This window comes from Pseudomonas sp. NPDC098740, from assembly GCF_044760065.1.
Taxonomy (GTDB): domain Bacteria; phylum Pseudomonadota; class Gammaproteobacteria; order Pseudomonadales; family Pseudomonadaceae; genus Aquipseudomonas; species Aquipseudomonas rossensis.
This window is the reverse complement of sequence record NZ_JBIWAM010000006.1, coordinates 245261-271979: the sequence shown is the minus strand read 5'-3', so window position 1 is coordinate 271979 and position 26719 is coordinate 245261. Positions and strand designations below refer to the sequence as shown.

26 protein-coding genes are annotated in these 26719 nt (G+C 59.5%); all 26 read right to left on the bottom strand.

What is annotated here, in order from left to right; genetic code table 11:
• Positions 1-119: 119 nt before the first annotated feature.
• A complete protein-coding gene (locus tag ACIQU2_RS10385) occupies positions 120-1490 on the bottom strand; it encodes a flagellar hook-length control protein FliK (protein ID WP_403140329.1) in 1371 nt (456 codons plus the stop codon).
• An 83-nt stretch (positions 1491-1573) separates the two neighbouring features.
• The gene (locus ACIQU2_RS10380) at positions 1574-1942 is read right to left on the bottom strand and encodes an Hpt domain-containing protein (RefSeq protein ID WP_347803259.1); all 369 of its coding nucleotides are present in this window, start codon (positions 1940-1942) and stop codon (positions 1574-1576) included.
• Positions 1943-1972: 30 nt separating this feature from the next.
• Positions 1973-3679, bottom strand: coding sequence for a SpoIIE family protein phosphatase (locus tag ACIQU2_RS10375; RefSeq protein WP_403140326.1), 1707 nt, complete (start codon positions 3677-3679; stop codon positions 1973-1975).
• A 5-nt stretch (positions 3680-3684) separates the two neighbouring features.
• Positions 3685-3990, bottom strand: coding sequence for an STAS domain-containing protein (locus tag ACIQU2_RS10370; RefSeq protein WP_403140324.1), 306 nt, complete (start codon positions 3988-3990; stop codon positions 3685-3687).
• 181 nt (positions 3991-4171) lie between these two features.
• Entirely contained in the window at positions 4172-4621 is a 450-nt protein-coding gene (gene fliJ, locus ACIQU2_RS10365) for a flagellar export protein FliJ (protein WP_033055981.1), read from the bottom strand.
• Between the two features lie 6 nt (positions 4622-4627).
• Positions 4628-5986, bottom strand: a complete 1359-nt coding sequence (gene fliI / locus ACIQU2_RS10360; protein ID WP_056742084.1) for a flagellar protein export ATPase FliI — start codon at positions 5984-5986, stop codon at positions 4628-4630.
• Complete coding sequence (fliH, locus tag ACIQU2_RS10355; RefSeq protein WP_347803256.1) at positions 5976-6785, bottom strand: flagellar assembly protein FliH; 810 nt, start codon at positions 6783-6785, stop codon at positions 5976-5978. Before fliH ends, fliI begins: the two co-directional genes overlap by 11 nt.
• Positions 6786-6792: 7 nt before the next feature.
• Positions 6793-7812: a flagellar motor switch protein FliG gene (fliG, locus tag ACIQU2_RS10350; RefSeq protein WP_282377484.1), complete on the bottom strand. Its 1020-nt coding sequence runs from the start codon at positions 7810-7812 to the stop codon at positions 6793-6795.
• Positions 7805-9589: a flagellar basal-body MS-ring/collar protein FliF gene (gene fliF, locus ACIQU2_RS10345; RefSeq protein ID WP_347803255.1), complete on the bottom strand. Its 1785-nt coding sequence runs from the start codon at positions 9587-9589 to the stop codon at positions 7805-7807. The genes fliG and fliF overlap by 8 nt, the downstream gene beginning before the upstream one ends.
• A 14-nt stretch (positions 9590-9603) precedes the next feature.
• Positions 9604-9933: a flagellar hook-basal body complex protein FliE gene (gene fliE / locus ACIQU2_RS10340; protein ID WP_008151056.1), complete on the bottom strand. Its 330-nt coding sequence runs from the start codon at positions 9931-9933 to the stop codon at positions 9604-9606.
• Between the two features lie 275 nt (positions 9934-10208).
• Entirely contained in the window at positions 10209-11594 is a 1386-nt protein-coding gene (gene fleR, locus ACIQU2_RS10335; protein WP_403140319.1) for a sigma-54-dependent response regulator transcription factor FleR, read from the bottom strand.
• 5 nt (positions 11595-11599) lie between these two features.
• The gene (locus ACIQU2_RS10330) at positions 11600-12805 is read right to left on the bottom strand and encodes a sensor histidine kinase (protein WP_403140396.1); all 1206 of its coding nucleotides are present in this window, start codon (positions 12803-12805) and stop codon (positions 11600-11602) included.
• Positions 12806-12933: 128 nt separating this feature from the next.
• Positions 12934-14409: a sigma-54 dependent transcriptional regulator gene (locus ACIQU2_RS10325; protein WP_347803252.1), complete on the bottom strand. Its 1476-nt coding sequence runs from the start codon at positions 14407-14409 to the stop codon at positions 12934-12936.
• Positions 14410-14583: 174 nt separating this feature from the next.
• Positions 14584-14880, bottom strand: coding sequence for a hypothetical protein (locus ACIQU2_RS10320; protein WP_008151048.1), 297 nt, complete (start codon positions 14878-14880; stop codon positions 14584-14586).
• A 10-nt stretch (positions 14881-14890) separates the two neighbouring features.
• Complete coding sequence (gene fliS / locus ACIQU2_RS10315; protein WP_347803251.1) at positions 14891-15286, bottom strand: flagellar export chaperone FliS; 396 nt, start codon at positions 15284-15286, stop codon at positions 14891-14893.
• A 126-nt stretch (positions 15287-15412) separates the two neighbouring features.
• The gene (gene fliD, locus ACIQU2_RS10310; RefSeq protein WP_347803250.1) at positions 15413-16843 is read right to left on the bottom strand and encodes a flagellar filament capping protein FliD; all 1431 of its coding nucleotides are present in this window, start codon (positions 16841-16843) and stop codon (positions 15413-15415) included.
• 82 nt (positions 16844-16925) lie between these two features.
• Positions 16926-17291 (bottom strand): flagellar protein FlaG, encoded by a 366-nt coding sequence (locus tag ACIQU2_RS10305; protein WP_347803249.1) that lies wholly within the window; start codon positions 17289-17291, stop codon positions 16926-16928.
• 72 nt (positions 17292-17363) lie between these two features.
• Positions 17364-18215 carry a flagellin domain-containing protein gene (locus ACIQU2_RS10300; RefSeq protein WP_347803248.1) on the bottom strand — a complete coding sequence of 284 codons (852 nt, stop codon included), beginning with the start codon at positions 18213-18215 and terminating at the stop codon, positions 17364-17366.
• A 255-nt stretch (positions 18216-18470) separates the two neighbouring features.
• On the bottom strand, positions 18471-18740 hold the full coding sequence (locus tag ACIQU2_RS10295; protein ID WP_347803247.1) for a hypothetical protein: 270 nt from the start codon (positions 18738-18740) through the stop codon (positions 18471-18473).
• On the bottom strand, positions 18737-20026 hold the full coding sequence (locus tag ACIQU2_RS10290) for a 6-hydroxymethylpterin diphosphokinase MptE-like protein (RefSeq protein ID WP_347803246.1): 1290 nt from the start codon (positions 20024-20026) through the stop codon (positions 18737-18739). The genes ACIQU2_RS10295 and ACIQU2_RS10290 overlap by 4 nt, the downstream gene beginning before the upstream one ends.
• A 96-nt stretch (positions 20027-20122) precedes the next feature.
• Positions 20123-21049, bottom strand: coding sequence for a ketoacyl-ACP synthase III (locus tag ACIQU2_RS10285; RefSeq protein ID WP_347803245.1), 927 nt, complete (start codon positions 21047-21049; stop codon positions 20123-20125).
• Between the two features lie 228 nt (positions 21050-21277).
• Positions 21278-22330 carry a pseudaminic acid synthase gene (gene pseI / locus ACIQU2_RS10280; protein ID WP_347803244.1) on the bottom strand — a complete coding sequence of 351 codons (1053 nt, stop codon included), beginning with the start codon at positions 22328-22330 and terminating at the stop codon, positions 21278-21280.
• Entirely contained in the window at positions 22327-23826 is a 1500-nt protein-coding gene (pseG, locus tag ACIQU2_RS10275) for a UDP-2,4-diacetamido-2,4,6-trideoxy-beta-L-altropyranose hydrolase (protein WP_403140314.1), read from the bottom strand. Before pseG ends, pseI begins: the two co-directional genes overlap by 4 nt.
• The gene (gene pseF, locus ACIQU2_RS10270; RefSeq protein WP_403140313.1) at positions 23823-24518 is read right to left on the bottom strand and encodes a pseudaminic acid cytidylyltransferase; all 696 of its coding nucleotides are present in this window, start codon (positions 24516-24518) and stop codon (positions 23823-23825) included. The genes pseG and pseF overlap by 4 nt, the downstream gene beginning before the upstream one ends.
• A gap of 36 nt (positions 24519-24554) precedes the next feature.
• Positions 24555-25718 carry a UDP-4-amino-4,6-dideoxy-N-acetyl-beta-L-altrosamine transaminase gene (gene pseC, locus ACIQU2_RS10265; RefSeq protein WP_347803241.1) on the bottom strand — a complete coding sequence of 388 codons (1164 nt, stop codon included), beginning with the start codon at positions 25716-25718 and terminating at the stop codon, positions 24555-24557.
• Positions 25715-26716, bottom strand: coding sequence for a UDP-N-acetylglucosamine 4,6-dehydratase (inverting) (pseB, locus tag ACIQU2_RS10260; RefSeq protein WP_347803240.1), 1002 nt, complete (start codon positions 26714-26716; stop codon positions 25715-25717). The genes pseC and pseB overlap by 4 nt, the downstream gene beginning before the upstream one ends.
• Positions 26717-26719 lie beyond the last annotated feature (3 nt).

The window sequence follows — 26719 nt, the reverse complement described above, 5'->3', positions numbered from 1 at the left end:
CTGCGGCTGGTTGAAGCCGAAAATCAAAAGATCGCAGCCTTCGGCAGCTCCTACATTGGAATGTGTACATCCTGTAGGAGCTGCCGAAGGCTGCGATCTTTTAGGGTCGCCGAGATTTATCAGGCGTAGTAGTCGACTGCGCTGGAGCCAATGACGCTGGTGGTGCTGGCCGCTACTTCGGCAGCTGTTGGCGCAAGCTCTTCGTCCATGGAATCGAGACGACCACCGCTGGCGTTGGTGCGTCCACCCTGGCTTTGACCCTGTTGAGCCTGTTCCTGCCCCTGACCCTGCCAGCCACGGGACTGGTCGGACACATTGACGTCGACCTGGCCCATACCCTGTTGCGCAAACATGTCACGCAAGCGATGCATCTGCCCGTCCAGCGCTTCGCGAACGCTTGGATGGGCGCTCATGAACGTCACTTGGGTCTGCTGATCCGGAACCATGTTTACCCGAATGTCCAGCCGCCCCAGTTCGGCCGGTTGCAACTGGATGTCGGCGGCCTTGAGATTGGCACTGGACAGGTACATGACCCGGTTCACTACTTCTTCGGTCCAGCCGCTCTGATGCATGGCGATCGGTTGGTTCACCGGCAATGCGTTAGCGGTTTTCGGCGTGGCCGCCTGGGTCAGTGCCGCCAGACGGTTGGCGAAATCGTCGACCCGGGTATCGCTACTCGCGGACTTCAAGTCCTTGAGACCGTCATCGACAAGACCACTAAAGGCCTTGTCGCCGCCCTGGCCGGTGCTGTCCTTGTCGGCTTGCACATCGAGCATGCTCGCCATGCCGGCGGCGAAGTTCTGCGCCGAGGTTGACTCGCCGTCGGCCTGAGCCTGGGCCGAGGTCGGTGCCGCTTTTGGCTGGGCCTGACTGGAAGCGGAAACGTGCCCGCTCTGCTCCATGGCCATGCGCACGGCGGGCAGTGCGTCGAGGGGATCGGCTTCGGGATCGAAATCGCTATCCGCCGTTGCAGCAGCAACTGGCGTCGCCGTCACTGCCGCAGCAACAGGCGCTTCGACCTTTGGCTGCACGGTGGCGACCACTGGCGGGGCTTCCTGAACAGGGGTTGCCACCACTGCCTGCAACGGTGGCAGTAACGAAGGATCGAGGGTTGGATCAACCGGCACGGTGTCGACTACCGGCGTTTCGGCATCCTTCGACGCATCATCGCTGGCAGTCTTGTCGTCGGTCGGCGCCGGCTTATCGGCGGGCAAGGATTTGCCGCTATCGGCAACCGCAGGCTCCGGGGCGGCAGACTTGTCGTTGCTGACGTCCTTTTTATCGGGGCTGTCCGGCGCCTTATCGCGTATCGGCTTGGCCGATCCATCACCCACCGCAGAGGGTTTGTTCCGGGCTTGATTAGCGTAGACCTGAGCGAAGCTGGATGCCTTGTCCCCAGGCTCAGCGGCCAGCGCCGGTGAATTGGCGGAAGCGGCTTGAGTCTTGGCCTGCGCGGCGGCCTGAAGAAGCATATTGGGGGTAACGGGCATGGAACGGTCTCCGCTGCACTGGGATCGTAGGTACAGTTGACGGAGATTATTGCAAAGGTCGCGCCAGGTTTGAGTCACCGGCGCTAAAAGCGCCGGCCGGTATCATTGGCAGAGAGAGAACGCTGACGCTCGGCCTCATAGAGCGGCCGGACAAACGCAAATTCGTCATCAATTTCGCCCACCAGCTTTTCAATGCCGGCGAGGCTTTTTTGCTTGGCGCGCTGCTCCAGGTCATGGCACAACTCAGCCAGGCGAATGGCGCCCATGTTGCTGCTGCTGCCCTTGAAACTATGGGCAGCATTCATGAGTTGCGCGGCATCTTCAGCCTTTCGCAAGATGCGTAAACGCTCTTCGGAATCGGCGAGAAAGGTATCCAGCAACGTCGGATACTCATCCTCCATGACCTCTTGCAACGCGCTTAGCACGTCGCGGTCCAGGTGTGTGTCAGCCACTTGCTCACTCCTTGATCAAGAATGCGTGGATTATGCCAGAGCCTCCCAGAAAAATTCCACGCGGGCACTTCGACCATCGTCGGACCAACTCGCATTGTGGCCCAATTGACGGATCAGACTGACGCCACGTCCCGACAGACGGACACCATCGACGGGCCGCTCCATCACCCGCGCAACATCGAAACCCTTGCCACTGTCTTCAACCCGAACAGTCAGGCACCCGCCCTCACCCTTGGGTGTCACCTGCAAATGCACCCGCACGAAACCGTCCTGCAACTCGTCCAGGCGCGTATTTCGCTGTTGATAATAGCGGGTAAAACCCGAGGCATCGCGCTTGAGACTCGAATCCAGCCCCAGCACCCCATGTTCCAGGGCATTGGAATACAGTTCGGCCAAAACACTGTAGAGCGCCCCGCTCTGAGCGCGCAGACCGTGGACCTCAAGCAGCAGTTGCAGAAGATACGGCAGCGGATTGAAGCGTTTGAGCGTGGCGGCGCGAAATTCGAAACTCACTGACCAGTCCAGCGGGCAGGACTGACCACTGTCGGAATACACCAGCGCCGGCGGGCTCAGTTGTGCGGCCTCCAGCAGACTGACCTCGACCATGCTCACGTCATCACGGGCCTCGCCGCGAAAGTCCCGCAACGCCTGCTCGATCTCTTCGAACAACTCATCAGGCTGACGATTGGCCGCAAACACCTGCTGCAATCGCTCCACACCAAACAACTGTTCGTTGGCATCGCAGGTATCGATCACCCCGTCGGACAACAGGAAGACCCGATCCCCGACCGCCATCGGAAACACCTCGGTGCGGTCATCAAAGGATTGCGGGCTCAGCACGCCGAGCGGCAAATGCCGAGCCGTCAGCGGCGTTCGCTCACCGCTGGCGATGCTGTGCAGGTAACCGTCCGGCATTCCGCCGTTCCAGACCTCCACCGAGCGTCGCTGAAAACTCAGGCACAGCAGCGTTGCACAACAGAACATGTCCACCGGCAGGATGCGCTTGAGCTTGGCATTCATCTCGCGCAGGGTTTCGGACAGGCCGTAACCCTTGGTGGTCATGCCATAGAAAACTTCGGCCAAGGGCATGGCACCAACCGCAGCCGGCAAACCATGACCGGTAAAATCGCCGAGCAGCACGTGCATGTCGCCGGCCGGGGTAAACGCGGCCAGCAGCAGATCGCCGTTGAACAACGCATAGGGCGATTGCAGGTAGCGAATATTCGGTGCACTCAGGCAGCCGGAGTGGGCCACCTTGTCGAACACGGCCTTGGCCACGCGCTGCTCGTTGAGCAGGTACTCGTGGTGCCTGGCGATCTGGTCGCGCTGTTGCAACACCGTGGCCTGCAATCGTCGCAAGCGGTCCATCGCCTTGATCTTGGCGGCGAGGATCACCTGGTTGTAGGGTTTTGCCAGAAAGTCGTCGCCCCCGGCCTCCAGACAGCGGGCCAGCGCTTCGCTTTCGGTCAGCGAGGTGAGGAAGATGATCGGCACCAGGGTTTCCCCTGCCAACACCTTGATCTGCCGCGCAGCCTCGAAACCGTCCATCACCGGCATCATCGCGTCCATGAGCACCAGTTGCGGTCGTTGCTGGCGAAACGCTTCAACGGCTTCGGCACCGTTGGCGGCCGTCAGCACCTCATGCCCCTGGCGACGAACGATGGTCGACAGCAGCATGCGATCGGCCGCGCTGTCTTCGGCGATCAGGATCGTCAGCGGTTCGAACAAGGACTGCATGGCGGTCACGCCACGTCGAAGATTTGTTCGAAGTTGGAGATGGCGAGGATCTTGCGCACATCTGCGTTAGCGTTGGTCAACGTGATCTCGGCATTCTCGCCGCCAGCGTGATCACGCAATAGCAACAGCATGCCGAGCGCTGAGCTGTCGAGGTAGGTAGCGTCTTTCAGATCCACCTCGAAGGACTCGGGTTTTGGCTGAAGATTTTCGTAGGACTCGCGAAATTCCTGATGCTTGGCGAAATCGAATCGTCCCTTGATCGATATCGTCAGCTTTTGCCCATCTTGGGATACTTCTGTAACAACTGGCATTTAACGGCTTCCTTGTCATTGGTGAACGTACGTGTACAAGGTTTAGCACTTGGCTGGGGCTGGAGCAAGATCAAAAGATCGTCCGAACGCGGCCCGAACCTGCGGCAGCTCCTACAGAACCGGGTTTGCACGCAGTCAATGTAGGAGCTGCCGCAGGCTGCGATCTTTTCGAAGGCACCACTCAATACGGATCCTGACGCGGCAACCGCTGGGACAACTCATCCAGCAGCTTTTGCTCGCGCCGGTCTTCCAGTCGCCGCGCCTCATCCATGTAGCGCAACACCAGTTTGCGCAAGCCTTCGACCCGGGCAAACGCCTGCTGCCAGGATTCCCGAGCCTTGTTCAGGTTGTTTTGATGCCATACCAGGCTTTGTCGCTGCTGGTCGATGGCGGTACCCAGTTGCGCAAGGAAGCCTTGATAACCCAGCAGCCATTGGCCCGACACGCCACTGCTGCCGCGCACGATCCATTGTTCCTGATAGTCGAGACGAAAGGCTTCGAGGTCGGCGAGTTTGCTTTCGGCCAGACGGACTTGCCCCTGAAAGTGCCCCAGACGCAGGACCGCGGTTTTCTCGGCCTTTTCGGCCATTTCGACCACGGGGGCCAGGCGCGAGGCTCGGCTCTGGGCCATGGCCGGTTAGCCGCCGGCCGCGGGAGCGAAAATCGTGCCGAGGTAGGCTTCGCTTTCGCCCAGGCTGATGCTGTCGTTCAGGCCCTGGCGCAGGTATTTCACCAACTGCGGTTGCAGGGAGATCGCCAGGTCGGTTTCCCGATCACCACCCGCGACATAGGCGCCGACGCTGATCAAGTCGCGACTCTGCTGATACCGCGACCACAGCTGCTTGAAATACTGGGCGCGCATCATGTGTTCGGGCGTAACCACCGACGGCATGACCCGGCTGATGGACGCTTCGATATCGATGGCCGGGTAATGACCTTCCTCGGCCAGGCGCCGGGACAGCACGATGTGCCCGTCGAGCACGCCTCGCGCGGCGTCGGCAATCGGATCCTGCTGGTCATCGCCTTCGGACAGTACGGTGTAGAACGCGGTGATCGAACCGCCGCCCTTCTCGGCGTTACCGGCCCGCTCCACCAGTTTCGGCAGTTTGGCGAACACCGATGGCGGATAACCCTTGGTCGCTGGCGGTTCGCCGATGGCCAGGGCGATTTCCCGCTGGGCCTGGGCGAAACGGGTCAGGGAGTCCATCAGTAACAGGACGTTCTTGCCCTTGTCGCGGAAATACTCGGCGATTCGCGTGCAGTACATCGCAGCGCGCAGACGCATCAGCGGCGCATCGTCCGCTGGGGACGCCACCACGACCGAACGCTTGAGCCCTTCCTCACCAAGGATGTGCTCGATGAATTCTTTAACTTCACGACCCCGCTCACCGATCAGCCCGACGACGATGATGTCGGCCTCGGTGAAGCGGGTCATCATGCCCAGCAGCACACTCTTGCCCACACCAGTACCGGCGAACAGGCCCAGACGCTGACCGCGACCGACCGTCAACAAACCGTTGATGCTGCGAATGCCCACGTCCAGCGGCTCGCTGATCGGTTCGCGCTTGAGCGGGTTGATGGTCGGGCCGTCCATCGGCACCCAGTCTTCGGCCTTCATCCCACCCTTGCCGTCCAGCGCGCGACCGGCGCCATCGAGCACCCGCCCGAGCATGCTCATGCCCATCGGCAGACGGCCGGTATCAGCCAGAGGAACCACACGGGCACCGGGAGCGATGCCGGCAACGCTGCCGACCGGCATCAGAAACACCTTGCTGCCGGAGAAGCCCATGACTTCGGCTTCAACCTGCACCGGGTGATAACTGTCGTCGTTGATCACCATGCAGCGGCTGCCCATGGCGGCGCGCAAGCCCTCGGCTTCGAGGGTCAGGCCGACCATGCGCAGCAAGCGGCCCTCAAGGATCGGCGCACCTTCCAGCGCCGTGGCCTCGGCGTAGCTGCCGAGGCGCTTGGCGAAGCTGGTGCGGTCAAGGCGCATCAGGATTGTCCAGTTCGGGGTCGACCGGCACGACCGCTGGCTTGTCACTGATCGGCAGTTCCAGGCTCAGATCCGGTTCGGCCGGGTGCAAGGCCTGTTCGTGCAACTGATCGAACAGCTTGTCCATGACCCGCGCAACGCGGGTTTCGACCGTGGCGTCGATACGACTGTGTTCAGTCTCGACCCGGCAACCGCCGGGCAACAACGCCTCGTCCTCGACGATGCGCCAGGTTTCTTCATGGCGTTCGCGCAGGGCTTTGACCTGCTCGAAGTCTTGCGGATTGATGTACAGCCGCACATTGCCCACGCCCAGCGGCAAGAGCTTGAGGGCTTCACGCATGACGTGTTCGATCTGCGTCGAGTCGATGGCGAGTTCGCGCTGAATCACCTGTTTGGTGATGTGCTGCACCAGGTCGACCAGGGACTTTTCGATCAAGGTGTCCTGCTCGGCGATAGGCTCGAACAAATGCCCCATCAACTGCTCCAGAGCGGCAATCTTGGCGGCCAGGGCCACCTCCGCTTCCTGACGGACTTTGAGCGTGGTGCTGTGGAAACCTTCTTTTTCGCCCGTGGCGAAGCCTTCGTTGTAGGCCTCCTGGCGAATGCTTTCGAGTTCTTCGAGGGTCAGTGGCTGGACTTCATCCAGTGGCACTTCTTCCATTTCCGGCGGCTCGGGCTCAGGTTCCGGTTCGGGTTCCGGCACGAACGGATCGAAACTGGGCAGCGACCAGACGTCGAAACCACCGACGTCCTTGCCACGGATCAGGTCGGTGTTGGACTCATCATGTTTGGACGACATAGTGACCTTAGATCATCTCTTCGCCGCCCTTCCCGCCGAGAACGATTTCTCCGGCTTCGGCCATACGGCGGGCAATGGTGAGGATTTCTTTCTGCGCGGTTTCCACGTCGCTGACGCGCACCGGGCCTTTGGCCTCGAGGTCGTCGCGCAACAGTTCGGCCGCCCGTTTGGACATGTTCTTGAAGATCTTCTCTTTGACGCCTTCGTCCGAACCCTTGAGGGCCAGCACCAGAACGTCGGAAGACACTTCGCGCAGCAGCGCTTGAATACCGCGATCGTCGACATCGGACAGGTTGTTGAACACGAACATGAGGTCTTCGATCTGACCGGACAGGTCTTCGTCGACTTCGCGAATCGAGTCCATCAGTTGACCTTCGATCGAGCTGTCGAGGAAGTTCATGATATCTGCCGCACGCTTGATGCCACCCAAGGTGGTGCGCGCGGCATTCGAGTTGCCGGAGAACTGCTTCTCGAGAATCTGGTTGAGTTCTTTCAGGGCCGCTGGCTGCACAGTGTTCAGCGAGGAGACTCGCAGAATGATGTCCAGACGCACCTTGTGGTCGAAGTTGCCCAGCACTTCGCCCGCCTGGTCCGGATCGAGATACGCCACCACGATCGCCTGGATCTGCGGGTGCTCGTAACGGATCACGTCGGCGACGGCGCGCGGTTCCATCCACTTCAGGCTGTCGAGGCCGCTGGTGTTGCCGCCCAGCAGGATCCGGTCGATCAGGCCGTTGGCCTTGTCTTCGCCCAAGGCCTGCGTGAGCATTTTGCGCACGTAGTCATCGGAGCCGACGCCGAGGCTGGTCTGGTCGCCGACGATGTCGACGAACTCGCTCATCACCTGCTCGACCTGCTCGCGGTGCACGTTACCCATTTGTGCCATGGCCACACCCACACGCTGGACCTCTTTGGGCCCCATGTGGCGCAGCACCTGGGCGGCGTCGGTTGAACCCAGGGACAGCAGCAGAATCGCGGCTTTGTCGACCTTGGACAGTTTGGCGGCAACGGCTCGGTTATCACTCATCTGCGTTAATCCACTCTTTCACGACCTGGGCCACGCGACCCGGATCTTCTGCCACCAGACTCTTGATTGCATTCAACTGTGCGTCATAGCCTTCGCTCGGGCTCGGCAGCAGAATGCTGGTCGGGCCACCGAGACTGACGCGGTCGTTGGCCAGTTCGCCGTCCAAGCCGCCCATGCCACCCAGTTCGACGTCGCTGCCGATGCCCAGTTGTTTGTCTTTGCCGCCGCCGGTGATGTTGTTGAGCACCGGACGCAGCACACCGAACACCAGCACCAGGATGAACAAGACACCCAGCACTTGCTTGACGATGTCCCAGAACCACGGCTGGGAGTAGAACGGAATTTCGGCAATCACTTCACCGCGCTCGGCGGAGAACGGCATGTTGATCACGCTGACGCTGTCGCCACGGCTGGCGTCGAAGCCTACGGCATCCTGTACCAGGCGAGTGAAGCGCGCCAATTCATCGGCGGTCCACGGCGCACGGGTGGTTTCACCGTTGGCCGCGTTGATCTTGACCTGGTCATCCACCACCACCGACACCGACAGGCGATTCAAACGGCCCTGCTGTTGTTTGGTGTGGCTGATGGAACGGTCGAGTTCGAAGTTCTTGGTGGATTGTTGACGTTTGTCCGCCGGGTACGGTGCAAGCATAGGCTGGCCGGTAGCCGGGTCCATGATTTGCTGACCGTTGGCATCCAGCAGTGGCTGGCCTGGCTGCACCATGCCGGCCGACGCGGTAGCGCCACCGGTGGTTTGCGGCGCAGAAGCTGGCGCGGGTGGCTGGTTGCTCAAAGCGCCCGGCACACCTTGTGGGCCATTGCTGGCGGTACGTTGTTCGTTGACCGACTGCTCGCTGCGCAACGCCGGTTGGTCCGGGTTGAATTGCTCGGAGGTCGACTCGACAGCGCTGAAATCCACATCGGCCGAGACTTCGGCTTTATAGCGATCGTTGCCCAGCACCGGTTGCAGAATGTTGTGCACGCGCTGGGTCAGCATGCTTTCCATGCGACGACTGTAATCGAATTGCTTGCCGGCCATGGTCAGTTCGGAATTTTCCGCCTGATCCGACAGCAGGTTGCCCTTCTGGTCGACGACAGTGATCTGGGATTTGCTGAGTTCGGGAACGCTGGTGGCCACCAGGTTGATGATCGCCAGCACTTGACCAGGCTCCAGCGAGCGGCCGGAGTACAGTTCCACCAGAATCGAAGCGCTCGGCTTGCGCTCGTCGCGCACGAACACCGAACTTTTTGGAATCGCCAGGTGCACGCGGGCACCCTTGACGTTGTTCAGGCTGGAGATGGTGCGAGCCAGTTCGCCTTCGAGACCACGACGATAACGGGTCGCTTCCATGAACTGGCTGGTGCCCAGGCCCTGGTCCTTGTCGAGAATTTCAAAACCGATGTTGCCGTCGGTGGGAGTGACACCAGCGCCCGCGAGTTTGATTCGCGCACGGGACAGGTCATCGGCCTTGACCAGCAAGGCACCGGAGTTCGGTTCAACGGTATAGGGAATGTCGGCTGCGGCCAGGGTATCCATGACCTGTTTGGCGTCCATACCGGCAAGACTGCCGTACAGAGGCCGGTAGTCCGGCTGCTGGGACCACAACACCACGGCAAAGCCAATCGCCACGCTCGCAGCCAGGCCGACCAACAGGCCTACCTGACGCAACATGGTCATCTCGGAGAGGTTTTCCAGGAAGGACAACCCGAACAGCGGCGGCTTGCCGTCTATTGGAGTGGCCTTGGCCGGAACATTATCGGCGACTGCTTCTGCCATGACTCAATTCGTCCTTAAACCGGCATCTGCATGATGTCTTGGTATGCCTGAACCAGCTTGTTGCGTACTTGGGTCAACGCTTGAAAAGACACGCTGGCCTTCTGCGAGGAAATCATCACGTCCGTCAGGTCGACGCCACTTTTGCCAATCTCGAAGGCACTGGCCAACTGACTGGACGCCTGCTGGGTGTCGTTCACTTTATTGACGGCCTGACCGAGCATGTCGGAAAAGCTGCTGCCACCCATTTCAGGAACAGCGGCAGTCGATTTCGACGCAGACATGGCATCCATTTGCATGGAGCGCATGTCCAGCATCAATCGATTGAATTCAATACCTTGGCTCATGGTTTCTCTCTTTGACGAGCTACGTCTTTGGCGACCCGCGATTTTTTTGACACTCACTCGGCGGGTAGTGAGGTGTTAGCAACAAGGGTGCCAGCTCCGTGGTCGCTCTAAACAAAAGCCGTCCCGAGAAGCGGAACGCGATCCGTAGCAGCTGGCGAAGCCTGCGTCCGGCTGCGTAGCAGTCGTAAAACCTGAACACTCGGTCTTTCTGAAACACCGCGCCGACTGATTTCACGACTGCTGCGCAGCCGGACGCAGGCTGCTACCAAATGGAATCAGGTGGCGAACAAATAAGCTTCCACGTCCATTCCGGCATCACGCATCTGCGCCAGCTTGTAACGCAGGGTGCGCGGGCTGATGCCCAAGCGCTCGGCGGCCTCTTTGCGACGACCGCGCTCGGAGCGCAAGGTGTCGATGATCATCTGGAACTCACGGCGACGCAGGTCATCACCCAGCGCCCCGGCCGACTCGAATTCGACCTCCACGGTTCGCACGGACGTTGGCGCCAAGGCTGGCAACGGCGCACAAGCGACCGGCCCGGCCAGACAGAAATCCTGAGGCTGTATCAATCCGCCCTGCTGCAGGATCAACGCCCGCTGAATCGCGTTATCCAGTTCACGCACATTACCCGGCCACGGATAACCGACCAGGCACGCCTGAGCCTCAGGCGACAGCCTTGCCGCGGCATGCTTCATTTTATTGACGTACTTGGCGAGAAGACGCTCGGCCAATGGCAGGATGTCGGCGGTACGTTCGCGCAACGGACGCCAGGCCAGCGGAAACACCGACAGGCGATAGTAAAGGTCTTCACGAAAACGCCCCGCTGCCACTTCACCGGCCAGGTCACGGTTGGTGGTGGCGACCACTCGAATGTCCAGCGTGATCGGCTTGCGTGCGCCGACTCGCTCGACTTCGCGCTCCTGCAATACCCGCAGTAACTTGGCCTGAAGGCCCAGGGGCATTTCGGAGATTTCATCGAGCAGGATCGTGCCGCCATCAGCTTGCTCGAACTTGCCGGCCTGCGCTGCGATGGCGCCAGTGAACGAACCCTTTTCGTGACCGAACAAGGTGGCTTCGAGCATATTGTCCGGGATCGCTGCACAGTTGATCGCAATGAACGGCTGACTGGCGCGGTGAGAGTGCTGATGGATGTAACGCGCCAGCACTTCCTTGCCGGTCCCTGACTCACCGGAGATCAACACCGTGGAATCACTGCGCGCCACCCGCGCGGCCAGTTCCAGCAATTGCGCACTGGCCGGCTCGAACGCTACAGGCCCCTCGCCCTCGGTCGCACCGAGACTGCCCAACGCATGACGCGCCACCAGATCGAGCAAGGCTTTGGGCTCGAATGGCTTGACCAGGTAATCCGCCGCGCCCTGGCGCATCGCATCGACTGCCCGCTCCACGGCGCCGTGAGCCGTCATCAGCAACACCGGCAGCTGCGGCTGACGAGTGCGCAGCAATCCGAGCAGTTGATGGCCGTCCATGCCCGGCATGTTGACGTCACTCAGCACCAGGTTGAACGCCTCGGCACCGACCGCTGCCAGCGCTTCTTCCGCCGAGCCTACCGCCGTGTAGTCATGCCCCGCGAGCAGCAGCGTATCCGCCAGTGCTTCGCGTAGCGCGCGGTCATCCTCGACCAGTAAAACCTTGATTGCCATGTCCTTCACTCCGCTCCCTGAGCGCTGGGCTTTTCACCAGAAAAAAGTGGCAGGATCACCTGCGCGACCGTGCCGCGACCGAGCCGCGAGCGCAGCTGCAATTCTCCTTGATGAGCACGCGTCACTGCCTTGACCACGGTCAGGCCGAGGCCGGTTCCGGTGGTTTTAGTGGTAAAAAACGGCTCGCCGAGTCGTGCCAGCACTTTCGTGTCGATGCCACTGCCGCTGTCACTGACAGATACGCGCAGGTTGTTGTCACGGGTATAGAGGTGGACCTTCAAGCGGACGTCACCGCCACTGGCCTGGATGGCGTTCTCGATCAGGTTCAGGATCGCCCCGACCAGGGTGTCGCGATTGCACAGCAATTCACCTGCGTGACTGTCGCACTGCCAGCGAATCGGCAGGTCCTGCACATGGGTCAGTGCTGCCGCCTGCAGCGACTGCATCAACATTTTGGGCGTGACGCGATCGGTCAGCGGCAGCTCGCCGCGAGCAAACACCAGCATGTCGCGAACCTGATGCTCCAACTCATGCAGACGCTCTTTCAGGCGCCCGGCAAAACGTTGCTGGGTCTCGACCGGCAACGCCTGCTCAGTCAAATGACTGGCGTAGAGCAAGGCGGCGGACAAGGGGGTACGAATCTGATGAGCCAGCGAAGCGACCATTCGGCCGAGGGACGACAGACGTTCGTGGCGGGCCAACTGATCTTGCAGATGACGGGTTTCAGTCAGGTCGTTGAGCAACACCAACTGACCGGGCTCGGCATCCAGCGAGCGAGTGGAGATCGACAAACGCCGACCGTCCTTGAGCGAGATTTCGTGACCGTCGTCTTCACGGGGCGCAAAGCAGCGGGCAATGACATGACGCCACAACTCGCCTTCAAGGGGCAGACCGAGCAGCTCGCAAGCAGCGGGGTTGGCTTCGCGCACGATGCCTTGGGCGTCGATGACGATGACGCCGCCGGGCAACAGGTCGAGGAGGTTTTGCAGCCGGTTGGCCAGGCGTTCTTTTTCCGCCAGTTCCTGCATGCGCTGAGCGCTGACCACTGCCAGTTCACCCTTGAGCTCGGTGACCCGGGCTTCGAGCATGCTGTAGGAATCGGTCAATTGGCTCGACATCTGGTTGAACAGTGCAAACGCCTGCTCAAGGCCAAGCCGGCTCGCCTGCTCTACGGACGACGGTTGTCCCGAAGCGTCAGGGACAGGAGACATCTGGGCGGCTTGGGGCATCGTGCTCTCTCGCTTGGCTGACCGTCAGTTAAACGGAACGTTGCGAGGGATGTAGCAATACCCGTGCCTAAAAAAAACCGCCTACAAATGAAGGACTTGAAAAACAGGCGTCAATCATCTGCCTGTTCATCACCGTCACGACGGCTCATACCGTACTTGCGCATCTTTTCCACCAGCGTGGTGCGACGAATACGCAGCCGCTCTGCCGCGCGCGCCACGATGCCATTGGCATCATCCAGCGCCTGCTGAATCAGCCCCTGCTCCAGACCACCGAGGTAGTCCTTCAGGTCCAGACCTTCCGGCGGCAGCATGGCGCCGGCAGAGAAGTCCGGAGTATGACCGTTGATGGCCACGCGCTCTTCAAGATCGCTGCGCAAGCTGTCGACCAGTTGCTCGTCTTCGTCATCGACGTAACGGAACTTTTTCGGCAGTTCGACCACGCCGATCACCCCGTACGGGTGCATGATCGCCATGCGCTCCACCAGGTTGGCGAGCTCGCGGACGTTGCCCGGCCAGCCGTGGCGGCACAGCGACATGATCGCCGCGGAATTGAAACGGATCGACCCACGCTTCTCGTGCTCCATGCGCGAGATCAACTCGTTCATCAGCAGCGGAATGTCTTCGACACGCTCGCGCAGTGGCGCCATTTCGATCGGGAACACGTTCAGGCGGTAGTACAAGTCTTCGCGGAAGGTACCGATCTCGATCATGCTTTCGAGATTCTTGTGGGTTGCCGCGATGATCCGCACATCGACGCTTTGGGTCTTGTTGCTGCCCACGCGCTCGAAGGTGCGTTCCTGCAATACGCGCAGCAACTTGACCTGCATCGGCAGCGGCATGTCGCCGATTTCATCGAGGAACAGCGTGCCGCCATTGGCCAGTTCGAAACGCCCGGCGCGGCTGGTGATTGCCCCGGTGAAGGCGCCCTTCTCGTGGCCAAACAGTTCGCTTTCCAGCAACTCGGCCGGGATCGCCCCGCAGTTGACCGGTACGAACGGCGCGTCACGACGCTTGGAGTGATAGTGCAGGTTGCGCGCGACCACTTCCTTGCCGGTCCCGGACTCACCGAGGATCAGCACACTGGCGTCGGTGTCGGCGACTTGCTGCATCATCTGACGGACGTGTTGAATCGCCCGACTGGTGCCGACAAGACTGCGGAAAAGATTGGGTTCACGGTGACGGCCGCGCTCGCGGGCCTGGTCGTACATCTCGCGATAGACCTGGGCACGGTGCAGGGAGTCGAGCAACTTGCTGTAGCTGGGTGGCATTTCGAGGGTCGAAAGCACTCGGCGACGCTGGTCTTCTGGCAAGTCAACGGAAGAATTATCGCCCATTAACAAAACCGGAAGGAACTCATCCCAGGTTGAGAGTGTCTTTAACAAGCCCACGAGTACGCCAGGCGCATTGACCGTCCCGATGAGGACACAGATTACTTCGCGACTTGACGACAATGAGCCGACAGCCTGCTGCCAGTCATGGCTACCGCAGGGTAAATTTTCTTCGCCAAGAAAATTTAATATCACCGCCAAGTCGCGACGGCGGACGCTATCGTCATCAATCAGCAGAATTTTGGTTTCACGCCACATGCAATAGCAACTTCCCTAGTCAACTCAATGCCCGAAATGAGGGGGCAAGCTAGACGCTTGCAGACACGTTGATGCCTGTAGACGCCTGAAATGTTCAACCAGCCACTAGTTAAGTCAAAAAACCGTGCACAGTCAAATTTATGGCGCACTATGTTTATATTAACTGACGGTTAATCAACCAAACAGATGGTAAACCTTTGCCGCGCTCTGTGCTTGGTGGATCTGCGACATCTCATCCACTATCGCTTGCCTCTCCCCTGTCGCCGCCTCCAGAAGCTGTTTATACACCCCCAGCAACTCCTCAAGGTTATCGCGCAACGCGGCCTCGTCCACCGAAGCTTCACTCAAGACGTCTTCCATGCAGGAACGGCAAGCCAGGTCCAACTCACCAATGGCTTCCCAGTTACGCTCGGCCAAAGCACCGACCAGGCCTTCACGGGTTTGTTCGATTCGCTGCAATACAAGACTCATGGTGATCTCCTTAAAACTGCGGACCCGGCGCGGCGATAGCATCCCAGCCGTCTTTGACGGTGCGAAGCAGATCGGCGACTTCGTCGAGAATCTTTGGATCTGTCTTGATGTTGGCTTCGGCCAGACGCTTCATCATGTAGGTGTAGAGGTTATCCAGCTCACCCACTGACTCGGCCTGGTTTTCCAGATCCAGACCTTCACGCAGTCCACCGACAATGCCGATGGCCTTGCCGATCAGAACGCCTTTATTGGCGATGTCCTTGCGCTCCATCGCGCCTTTGGCCTGCGCAATACGATCCAGTCCACCCTCCATCAGCATCTGCACCAGACGATGAGGGCTGGCTTCGGACGTTTGCGCCTGAGCGCCAATCTTCTGGTATTGGCGAAGGGCTAACATTGGATTCATGTTGTACCTCATCAGAAATCTGTGGTTCGTATAACCAGTGTATCGACGACGCGTCAAAAAACTTTAGATTCAAAAACAAAAAGCCCGGAGCGTGAAAACGCTGCCGGGCTTTTGGCACTGTGAGTGCTACGAGTTCTTCTGTTGCGCAGTCATCGCTTCGAACATCGACGTGATGTTACTGGCTGTCGCTTTCAGCTTGCCGACCAGAGTATCCATGTCGTTGTACTTTTTGGTCAGTACCGCGGTCAGGGTCTCGATTCGGCGGTCCAGGGCGGCCTGATCATTGGTCAGACGCTTCTTGGTCACATCCAGTGCCTTGGAGCGCGCATCCAGAATGGAGTCGACGCTTTGGCCATTGACCAGTTTCGATGTGGTAAATGGTTTGATCGCATTGTTCATGCGCTCAATCAGACCATTGGTTCCGGTAAACAGCGTCTGAACTTCACCACCCAGTTTTTTATCATTCATGGCAGCAGTGAATTTCGTTGAATCGAAATCCAGAGCGCCAGTCTTCTGGTTAGTGGTAATCCCCAGCTGCGACAGCACAGTGAGCTTGTCCCCGGCACCCGTCTGGGACAGAGGCCCGCGCAGGGCATCAAGGATCGAACGCGGCAACGGGTCACCCGTCAGCGGGCCGGCAATAGTCGGGTTGCCATCGTCGTCCAGGGAAGGCTTGGTCAAAGAAGTCACAGCGTTGGCGACGGCGTTGTACGCATCGACGAACTTCTGGATCGACGCCTTCAGTCCGTCATTGTTGGACGCGACGTTGACGGTCGATTTGCCGACTGCCAGCAGGTTCAGGGTCAACCCCGAAATCGACTTGTCGACCGTATTCGATTTACTGGTCAGCGACAGTCCATCGACGGTGAACACCGCATCCTGAGCCAGCTCGCCGATGGCGCCCGAGGAGGTGGCGGTTGGCGTAGCAGCCATTTTGACCGAGCCGTCGATTTCCAGACCCGCGATACCGCTGGCCGAAATATCGGAACCTGCGCCCGTGGTCGTGGAACCCAGCACCAGCCGCGAGCCAAAGCTGTCGGTCACGATGTTGGCGCTCAAACCACTGGACTGATATTGGGTGTTGATCGAGTCGCGCACCGATTGCAGCGTCGCACCTGCACCCACTGTGACCGGGTAGCTTTTGCCATTCTGGGTGATGGTCAGCGTACCCGCCGGGATCGCACTGGTTGTACCACCGGAAAATGCCGCGCTGGCAACCTTCGACGAGGTCGCAAGCTTGGTGACGTCCACTACATAGCTACCGGAAACAGCCGCGTTACTGGACGTGGCGGTCAACACTTTGAGGTCGGAGGACGTTGCCGCAAAACCGGTGAACTGAGGGCTTGTGGTGCTCCCCAGGTCGGTGAGGGTTTTCTGGAACGTCGCCAACAGCGACTTCAAGGTACCAATCCCGGAAATGCTCGACGTATTCGTCGCGGCTCCACGATCGATCTGACCTTGCTTGGCCGCTTTATCGGCGTTCACCAAGGCTTTGACGATAGCACCAGTATCAAGGCCGGAACCTAAACCTGTGCCCGGTAGAATTGGACTTGCCATGTGAAACTCCCTTCAGTGTGTCGCCGGCCTTTTGACCACTACAACGCCCAAAAGAACATAGCAACAAAATTCGTGCCAGTTGTCAGACTTTAGCGCTGAACAACAGGCTGCTTGCATCATTCAAACTATTGGCCAGTTTCAGGACTTCTTCGTTGGGGATCTGACGGATCACCTCACCGGATTCGCTGGCAATGACTTTGACGACCACTTTGCCCGAAGGCTCGTCGATCGAGAATTCCAGATTGCGCTTGACCGACTGAACGAACTTTTCAATTTCCTGAACAGCTACCTTCAGTTTGTCCTGCTCGGTCTGTTCGCTCTTACCTTCGTCCTTGACGGCAGTTACTGGAGCAACTACCGCTCGAGGCTTTTCCGCATGCTTATCGGCAACAGTCGTCGCCTGCTTGGCCGCAGGATAAGACAAGTTCAGCTTGACGCTCATATCCATGTCCATCACCTCTTAAAGTAAAAAGCGAAGGAGCGCGACGTGCGCACTCCCTCGCCAAAACTCATCCAGCTATTACTGAAGCAGTTTCAGTACAGCGGATGGCAGTTGGTTGGCCTGGGCCAGAATTGCGGTGGAAGCTTGCTGCAGAGTTTGTTGCTTGGTCAGCTGTGCAGTTTCAGAAGCGAAGTCGGTATCTTGTACGCGACCCAGTGCAGCACTGGCGTTTTCGTTGATGTTCTGCAGGTTGGAGATGGTGCTGGTCAGACGGTTTTGTGCAGCACCGAGGTCAGCACGGCTGGAGTTGATCGTGGCCAGAGCGGCGTCGATTTTGGTCAGCGCGTTGTTCATCGAAGCTTCAGCGGTACCCGAGCTGTCACCAGTGATCTGAACGGTAGCCTTGTCAACCGACAGGGTCACTGCGTCGAAGCCGCTGGCCAAGGTCAAAGTGATCTGGTTGGTAGCGCCGGTGTTGGAGCCCACCTGGAAGGTCATGGTGCCAGCGGTGCCGTCGATCAGGTTTTTGCCGTTCAGGTTGGTCGACTTGGCGATACGAGTCAGCTCGTCCGACATCGAAGCGAATTCTTTGTTCAGAGCAGCACGGTCAGCAGTGCCGTTCGAGTCGTTTCGCGATTGAACAGCCAGTTCACGCATACGCTGCAGAATGTTAGTCGATTCTTGCATCGCGCCTTCAGCGGTCTGAGCGATCGAGATACCGTCGTTGGCGTTTTTTATAGCCATGGTCTGACCACGGATCTGCGAAGTCATACGGGTAGCGATTTGCAGGCCCGCGGCGTCGTCTTTAGCGCTGTTGATTTTCAGACCGGAAGACAGGCGAGTCATCGAAGTCGACAGAGCGTCGGAAGCACGGTTCAGGTTTTTCTGAACGTTCAACGATGTAACGTTAGTGTTTACTGTTAAAGCCATGACGAATTCCTCGTTGGTTGGGTACTGCGGCTTCCGGCCCTGGCAACCGCCGGGTATGGCCTAGAGAACCTTCGTAATAGTTATCGTCGGGATTGCAACTTGCTTTAGGGGATTTTCAAAAAAATTTGCCATCACGTTGCCACCCCCCCCGTAATTCAAGGGTTTGCCAGCGTGAGCGCAGCGAAAAAATGACGTCAGGGAAATGCCGGTGACAGATTGGCGAGGACTCGCCGGCACCGGCAGAAGAGAAATTGTTTAAATGGACAGACTGTCGCGCAGCAACTGGACCAGTTCGTATTCCAGATAGTCCGCCAGTGCCAGCCAGTTCTGCGCCTCCTGACACTCGAGTATCTGGCCGAGCAACAATACCCACTGCTGCTGCGTAACCTGCAGCGTCAGATCAAAGGACGGTTGCACGGCCCCCATCAGCTCGATCATCGCCAGCCCGGCTTCTACATCACGCCCCAAACGGAACAATGCCGCGCATTGCTCTGAGTCGACGACAAAGGATTCAAGCCCAATCATGACGCCAACTCCGGATGAAAAGCCGTACCGGCGATCATCGCCCCTGCCCGGCTGCTGTTATAGAAGCGCACCTGAGGATGCCCTGCGATAAAGCGCTCCAGCTCACATAGATAACTGCGAAAATTGAGCTGGGTCTTGATGCGTTGACCGTTACCATCGAGCACCCAGTGTTTGGCGGCGCCCAGTTGCGGCCCCAGGTCGCCATCGTTCCAGCCCGCGTGGGTCTTGTTGTTGGGAAAGGCGAAGTCGGCACCGAACAGGGTGATCTGCGCCGCGCCCATCTTCACCGCCAGGTCCACTGCCGGATGAATCACACTGCCGCCGACATACAGCTCACCCTTGGGCCATTGCCGACGCAATTGTTGGTAGATCGGGCTGGCGGAATAACCGGCATATCGCGGCCCTTGCCAGGCCGCCAGCACCTGAGGGTCGACCATGGGCATATACACCAGGGTAATATCGGCGGTGCCTTCGGACGGCAGGTGGCGGGCCGAAATACGCTGGTCGATGCTGACCACCACATCGGGGCGGATCCCGTGATTGAGCAGCGGTCGGTAGGCCGTATCGACACAGATGAACAACGGCCGCTCGGCCTGATTGCGAATCGTGTGCAAGGTCTCGAAGTGCTGTTCAAGGCTCGGGCCCGTGGCAATGACGAACACCTCCTGCCCTTTGCGCGAACCGAACAACTCGGTCACATCGCGATCGGTCTGCACCAGCTCCAGGCTAGCCTGCAAGCGCTCGACGATGTCGGGAGCCTGAGGGTCGAACTCACGGTTGTTAAAGGTCAGGTGAGTTTCGCTGATCAGGCGATCGCGGATCTTGGCATTGAAGCCATCGGCCAGCACCAGCTCGGACGGCAAGGCAAAGAACGGCAGCTGGATTTCCGCCAGATCACCGGCATACAACAGCTCGACCCGCGGATCGCTGAGCCACTGCTGCTGATCGAGCAATTGCAGCACCAACGCAAATACCGCGCCGTTGAGGATGTGTACGTATAAACGTTCAAGCCCGACGCGCTGCAGTAGCTCCATCTGCAGATCGCCCAATCCGGTGCCGTAGACATGCACCACCGGACTGTCGGGCAGACTGTCGGCCTGAAGCCTGGCCTCGCGATTGCGGTCATGGCGACTGGTCAATTGAATGCCGTTGATGCTCAACGTCGAGCCCAGGCCTTCGACCAGATCGGCCTGCAACAGGCTCGCGTCTTCAACCAGCAAGCGCGCAGACAGCAGCGGCCAGCGGCGCTGTATGACCTCGGCGTTGCGCTCAAAGAACTCGCTCATGCAGCCTCGCTTTTCATTCGGGCAAAAAAATAGCGTTCAAGGTTACACCTTGAACGCTTTTTTTTGCCTGGCTTTCTTTGACTAAAGAGCCGAGGTTCAAGGACGATAGATGATCGCCGACCCCCAAGACAAACCAACACCGAAACCGCTGAGTGCCACACGCTTCCACTTGGAATCGAGCACATGTTTTTCCAGCAGCAACGGAATGCTCGACGACACGGTATTACCGGTCTCGACCATGTCCTTGATGAACTTCTCGGGCTCGCCCTCGAAACGCCGCGCCACGGCGTCGACAATCGCCGCGCTGCCCTGGTGAATGCAGAAGGCATCGATGTCGTCAGCCGTCAGCCCCGAGTCAGCGAGCAATTCATGCAAATGCGCCGGCACTTTGAGCAGCGCGAAGTTGAAGACCTGACGGCCGTTCATGAAGAACACCCCGTCGGAAACCTTCAGGTGCGGCGCGCCGGAACCGTCGGTGCCGAACTTGGCCTTGCCCAACTGCCATGGCGCATCTTCGGCCATCCAGGTGGCGGTGGCGGCATCGCCGAAAAGCATGGTGGTGTTGCGGTCTTCCGGGTCGACGATCTTGGAGTATGGATCGGCGGTCACCAGCAAGCCATTCTTCAGCCCCGCGGCTTCCATGAAGCCTTTGATGGCGTAGATGCCGTAGACGTAACCGGAGCAGCCCAGGGAAATGTCGAATGCAGCCACGGTCGTCGGCAGGCCCAGTTTGTCCTGAACGATGGCGGCGGTGTGTGGCAGACCTTCTTCGTCACCGTTCTGGGTAACGACGATCAGCACGTCGATGGCTTCGCGCTTCAATTCTGGATTGTTGGCGAACAGCGCGTTGACTGCTTCGACACACAGGTCCGAAGTTTCTTGCCCTGCATCTTTACGCGGCAGGAAAGCCGAACCGATCTTGCCCAGGATGAACTCTTCATCCTTTTCGAATTTTGCACCTTGTGCGTAATTGTCCACGCCGGCTACAGGAACGTAGCTCGCAATGCTCTTTATGCCAATCATTACGGCTTCCCAATAATAAACAGCCCAATACCACCGCTCGCAAGGATTCGAGGGGCGCCGACAAACAACGAATAACGTCGCCCTCAACGGGTGACAGCGGGAAGAATAGAAGGCCATCACTGGGCTAAAAACAGTCCAGGCGCCATCTCCCCTTTTTATACAATACAGTGAAGATGCGCGTTATGACTCGCAGGTCACGCTATTTTGCCGAATCAGCCCCACAAGGGATTATTCGACCAGCGACCAGTCCAGCGGCGTTCCGCGCTTGATGGCCTGGCGGGCGCGGCGGCCCAGAAGGGTTTCAGCGTGTTTGGGAGCCAGCCCCAAGCCAGGCCGGATGGCCCGCAGATTGGCGACGGTGAAAGGCTCACCGGCAACCATGTCCTGAGTGACGTACAACGAACGACGGTATACCAGAGACTTGCGCTCGGCCTCGGTCACGCCGTAATGCACTTGGCCCATGGCCTGCCAGGCGCGTTCGGTTTCGATCACCAGGCTGGCGAGTTCGGCTGGTTCCAGGGAGAAACTGGCGTCCACGCCACCGGCGGCACGGTCAAGGGTGAAGTGTTTTTCCACCACCGTCGCCCCCAGCGCAACCGCAGCGACGGACACGCCGACGCCCATCGAATGATCGGACAAACCGACTTCACAGCCAAATAACTCGCGCAGATGAGGGATGGTGCGCACATTACTGTTGGCTGGCGTCGCCGGGTACGTGCTGGTGCACTTGAGCAACACCAGGTCCTTGCAACCGGCCTCACGGGCTGCACGCACGGTTTCATCGAGCTCGGCGATGCTGGCCATGCCGGTGGAGATGATCAGCGGCTTGCCGGTGGCAGCGACCCGCCGGATCAACGGCAGATCGGTGTTCTCGAAACTGGCGATCTTGTAGGCCGGCACGTCCAGGCTTTCGAGGAAGTCCACGGCGGTGTCATCGAATGGTGTGGAGAACGCCAGCATGCCCAGCTCTTTAGCCCGAGCGAAAATCGGCGCGTGCCATTCCCATGGCGTATGGGCCTTCTCGTACAGCGCGTACAGCGAAGAACCGGCCCACAAGCTGTTGGGATCCTTGATGAAGAACTCGCCTTCGGACAGGTCCAGCGTCATGGTCTCGGCGGTATAGGTTTGCAGCTTCAAGGCGTGCGCGCCGGCCTGGGCCGCGGCTTCGACGATTTGCAGCGCCACCTCCAGCGACTGGTTATGGTTGCCGCTCATTTCGGCAATGATGAACGGCGGCGCATCGGCACCGATCGAGCGGTTGCCGATCTTGAAACTGGTCATGGGTGATCCTTTAAATCGCGTGTGAACGCACAAGCACTCTGAGTGAAACCTGCCTCGCGGAAAACTTTCAGCGACGCTTGGTTGGCCGGCAGCACCTGAGCAGTGATGGCTTCCAGTGACGACCAATGAGCGGTGACGAAGGCTTCGCCCCGCGCCAGCAGCGCCCTGCCCCAGCCCAGGCCGATTCGGCTTTCGAACAAGTAAATCGAGACTTCGGCACGAGCATCGTCAAGGTCATAACGCAGCACACCGACCGGGCCATCATCTGCCTCGGCGATCAACAGCAACCGCCGCGGGTTGCTCAGGCTCGCGGCCAGCCAGGCCTGATGTCGCTGCCAGTCGATGACGTGGGTGTCCAGCGACCAGCGCCGTACCGCCTCGGCATTGCGCCCGTCGAACAACAATTGCGCATCGTCCTGCGTGGCCTGACGAACCTGCAACACCGCCCCCGCCAGCGCCGCCGCCACACGCTGCGCCCCACGGCCATCGACCAACTGCCGCGAACGTTCGGCCAGACTCTGACGAATCCCCTGATTGCCCACGACAAAACCGATGGTCTGGCGCAACTGCTCGACGCTGACCTGCTCGCGGCTGCCCAGGAACACATGAGCACCCGAGGTCGCCATCACCTCGCCGTTGGCCTGCTGATTATTCGAGACCGCAATGCAGATCGTTGGCAGCCCCATGGCCGCCCGCTCCCAGCTGGTACCGCCACCGGCACCAATGAACAGATCGACCTCGGTCATCAGCCGGTAGAAGTCGCTGACAAAACTGTGCAAACGCCAGTTCGGACGATAGTCCACCAAACCCTGCATCTGCTCCAAGGCGGGATTGTCGGCACCCGCCACGAAATCGATTTCCAGCTCATGGAAGTCCGCCAGCGCCAACATCGCGTGATGGGTCTGCATGGCCGCATCGAAACCGCCAAAGTTCACCAGTACGCGCCTGGCTCGAGGTTTGATCTCGATCGCCGGGCAACAGAACTCATCGCGCAGCAGGGCAAACCGTGGGCCGAGCAAAGTCTGGCAATCGGGCGTCAGCAGTGAGACATAAGCCTCTGGCGTGCCCGACAGATTTTGATTGAGCAGCAGATCGACGCTGTATTGCCGAGTGGCCAAATCATCCACCGCCGCAATTCTTGGAGCCCAGCGGCGCGCGGCAGTCTGCCAATGATGATCGAGGCCATAGTGGTCGGCGATGATCCAGTCGAAAGCTGGATGACTTTCCAGTGCTTGCCCCAGCGCAGCGATGTCCGCTTGCCACGGCAGCATCGACTCGATGGCCTGCTGTGGGTCTTCATCGGGATAGCGCTCCGGCAGCGCGAAAGTCTCGAAACCCTCGGCCCGCAGACTGTTCAGCCGATGCCCCGGCAACAGACGACACGCGAAGGCAACATGCGAGCCCTGCTTGCGCAACATCCTGGCCAGGGTCAGGCAGCGGGCGATATGGCCGCTGCCAATGATCGGCGATGCATCAGCGCGGATCAGCACTCTCATTGCAGTTCACCACCCGCCTTCAAGGCGGCGTAGAGGTATTCGGCACGCTTCCAGTCCTCAAGCGTGTCGATGTCCTGCACCAGATGCCGTGGCAGAATCACCGGCAGGCTCGCCGGCGAGAACAGCACATCGCCACGCAACCAGGCTTCGCTACGCCCCCAGTAGAACTGGCCTGCATCTTGAAAAGCTTCGGCCAAATCCTGCGAACGGGTATCGCGAAATTCCGGGTAGAGCGAGGTCAAGGCGCCCTGTTCGTCGAGGGTCAAGGCCCGTTGCACCGGGAAGCCAAAACCGGCGACTGAAAACGCGAAAGACTTGTCCGGACGCTGCACGAGCAATTCACGCCCCTGACGCAGATAACGCGCCTGCAACAACGGCGCCGTCGCGTAGATGCAGCAGGCATAGTCGAACGCTGGCAATTGCTTCAAGGCATGCACGATCACCGCTGCGGTCCCGGTGAAATCGTCGGCAAGCGCCGCGGGCCGCATGAACGGCACTTGAGCCCCATTGGCCCGTGCGACCTCGGCGATCTCTTCATCGTCGGTGCTGACGATCACCTGGTCGAACAGATTCGACTCCTGCGCCTTGCGAATCGAACGGACGATCATCGGCACGCCGTCGAACGGCTTGAGGTTCTTGCGCGGGATTCGCTTGCTGCCACCGCGGGCCGGGATGATCGCAACACAGCTCAAGAGTCACTACTCCTCAAGTCACTATTCCTCAAGTCACTATGCCTCAAGAATCAGTCGTCGCAATTGCTCGACCACATAGTCCTGTTGTTCATCGCTCAGCAGAGGAAACAGCGGCAGGCTGATGGCCTCGGCGTAATAACGTTCGGCCTGGGGAAAATCCCCCTCGGCAAAACCCAGGTCGCGATAGTACGGCTGCAAGTGCAGCGGAATATAGTGCAGGTTCACACCCACCCCGGCCGCTCGCAAGCCTTCGAACACCTGTCGATGGCTGAGGTTGATCCGCTCCGGCTGCAAGCGCACCACGTACAGATGCCACGCCGACTCGGCCTCTGGCTGCGCGCTGGGCAAAGTCAGCGGCAAGTACGCCAGCAACCGCTCATAACGCGCCGCCAGCTCGCGACGACGCTCGATGAAGTCATCGAGCTTATTCAGTTGTGACAGACCGAGCGCCGCTTGCAGATCAGTGATCCGGTAGTTGAAGCCCAATTCCACTTGCTGGTAGTACCAAGGACCGTGACTGGATTCGGTCATCTGCTGCGGATCGCGGGTCATGCCGTGGCTGCGCAAGCGCTGCAAGCGTTCGGCCAGTTCCGGGCGGTTAGTCAGGACCATGCCGCCCTCGGCACTGGTGATGATCTTCACCGGGTGAAAACTGAATACCGTCATCGCCGCAAATTCGCCGCAGCCCACCGGACGCCCGGCATAGGATGCGCCGACCGCGTGGGACGCATCCTCGATCACCGTAAAGCCATAGCGTTCGGCCAACTCGGCGATCATGCGCATGTCGCAGCTTTGACCGGAAAACGCCACGGCCACCAGAACCTTCGGCAGCGTGCCTTCGCGCTCGGCAGCTTCGAGCTTCGCCGCCAGGGTGTAGGCGTCGAGGTTCCAGGTCAGCGGATCGATATCCACGAAGTCGACGTCAGCGCCGCAGTAGCGGCCGCAGTTGGCCGACGCCAGAAAAGTGTTCGGCGTCGTCCACAAGCGATCACCCGGACCAAGCCCTGCCGCCAGGCAGGCAATGTGCAGCGCCGCCGTGGCATTGCACACTGCCACCGCAAAATCGGCCTGACAACGCTCGGCCATGGCCTGTTCGAAGCGTTCAATGGTCGGCCCTTGTGTCAGCCAGTCGGACTGCAACACGGCGACCACCGCATCGATGTCTGCCTGATCGAGGCTTTGCCGACCGTAGGGAATCATGCCGACAGCTCCGCGTGCAGATCTGCGATCTGGCCTACCGACAGGAAGTGCGGGTTGGTGTCGGAGCGGTACTCGAAATCCTCGCTCACAGGCTTGCCCTGCTCGCCCAGTTTGTCGACGGCAAAATCCACGTCGACGCTGGTGAAGCGGATCGACGGCTGAATGGTGTAGTGATCATCGAACTCCAGGGTCATACGCGCGTCATCCAGCGGGACCATCAGCTCATGGAGTTTTTCCCCTGGACGAATACCGACGTTTTTATGCGGCAAATGCTCAGCCATGCCCCGCGCCAGATCGACGATGCGAATCGACGGGATCTTCGGCACAAACACTTCACCACCGTGCATGCGGGCAAAACTATCGAGCACAAACTTCACACCGTGATCGAGGGTGATCCAGAAACGCGTCATGCGCTCATCGGTGATCGGCAGCTCCTGGGCGCCCTCGGCAATCAGTTTGCTGAAGAACGGCACCACCGAACCGCGCGAGCCAGCGACGTTGCCGTAGCGGACCACGGCAAAGCGAGTCTGCTGTTCGCCGGCAATGTTGTTGGCGGCCACGAACAGCTTGTCCGACAGCAGCTTGGTCGCGCCGTACAGGTTGATCGGGCTGGCGGCCTTGTCAGTAGACAATGCGACGACTTTTTTCACGCCGTTGTCGATGGCAGCGGCGATGATGTTTTCCGCGCCGTTGACGTTGGTACGAATGCATTCAGTGGGGTTGTATTCCGCCGCCGGCACTTGTTTCAGGGCCGCGGCATGCACCACGTAATCGATTCCGCGCATGGCCTGACGCAAACGGTCGGCGTCGCGCACATCACCGATGAAGTAACGCATGCACGGCGCGTTGAACGTCTGCTGCATCTCGTACTGCTTGAGCTCATCGCGGGAAAACACCACCACGCGCTTGGGCTGGTATTGCTCCAGCAGCCGGCGGATGAAATTGCGCCCGAACGAGCCGGTGCCGCCGGAGATGAAAATCGATTTACCGTTGAACATGCC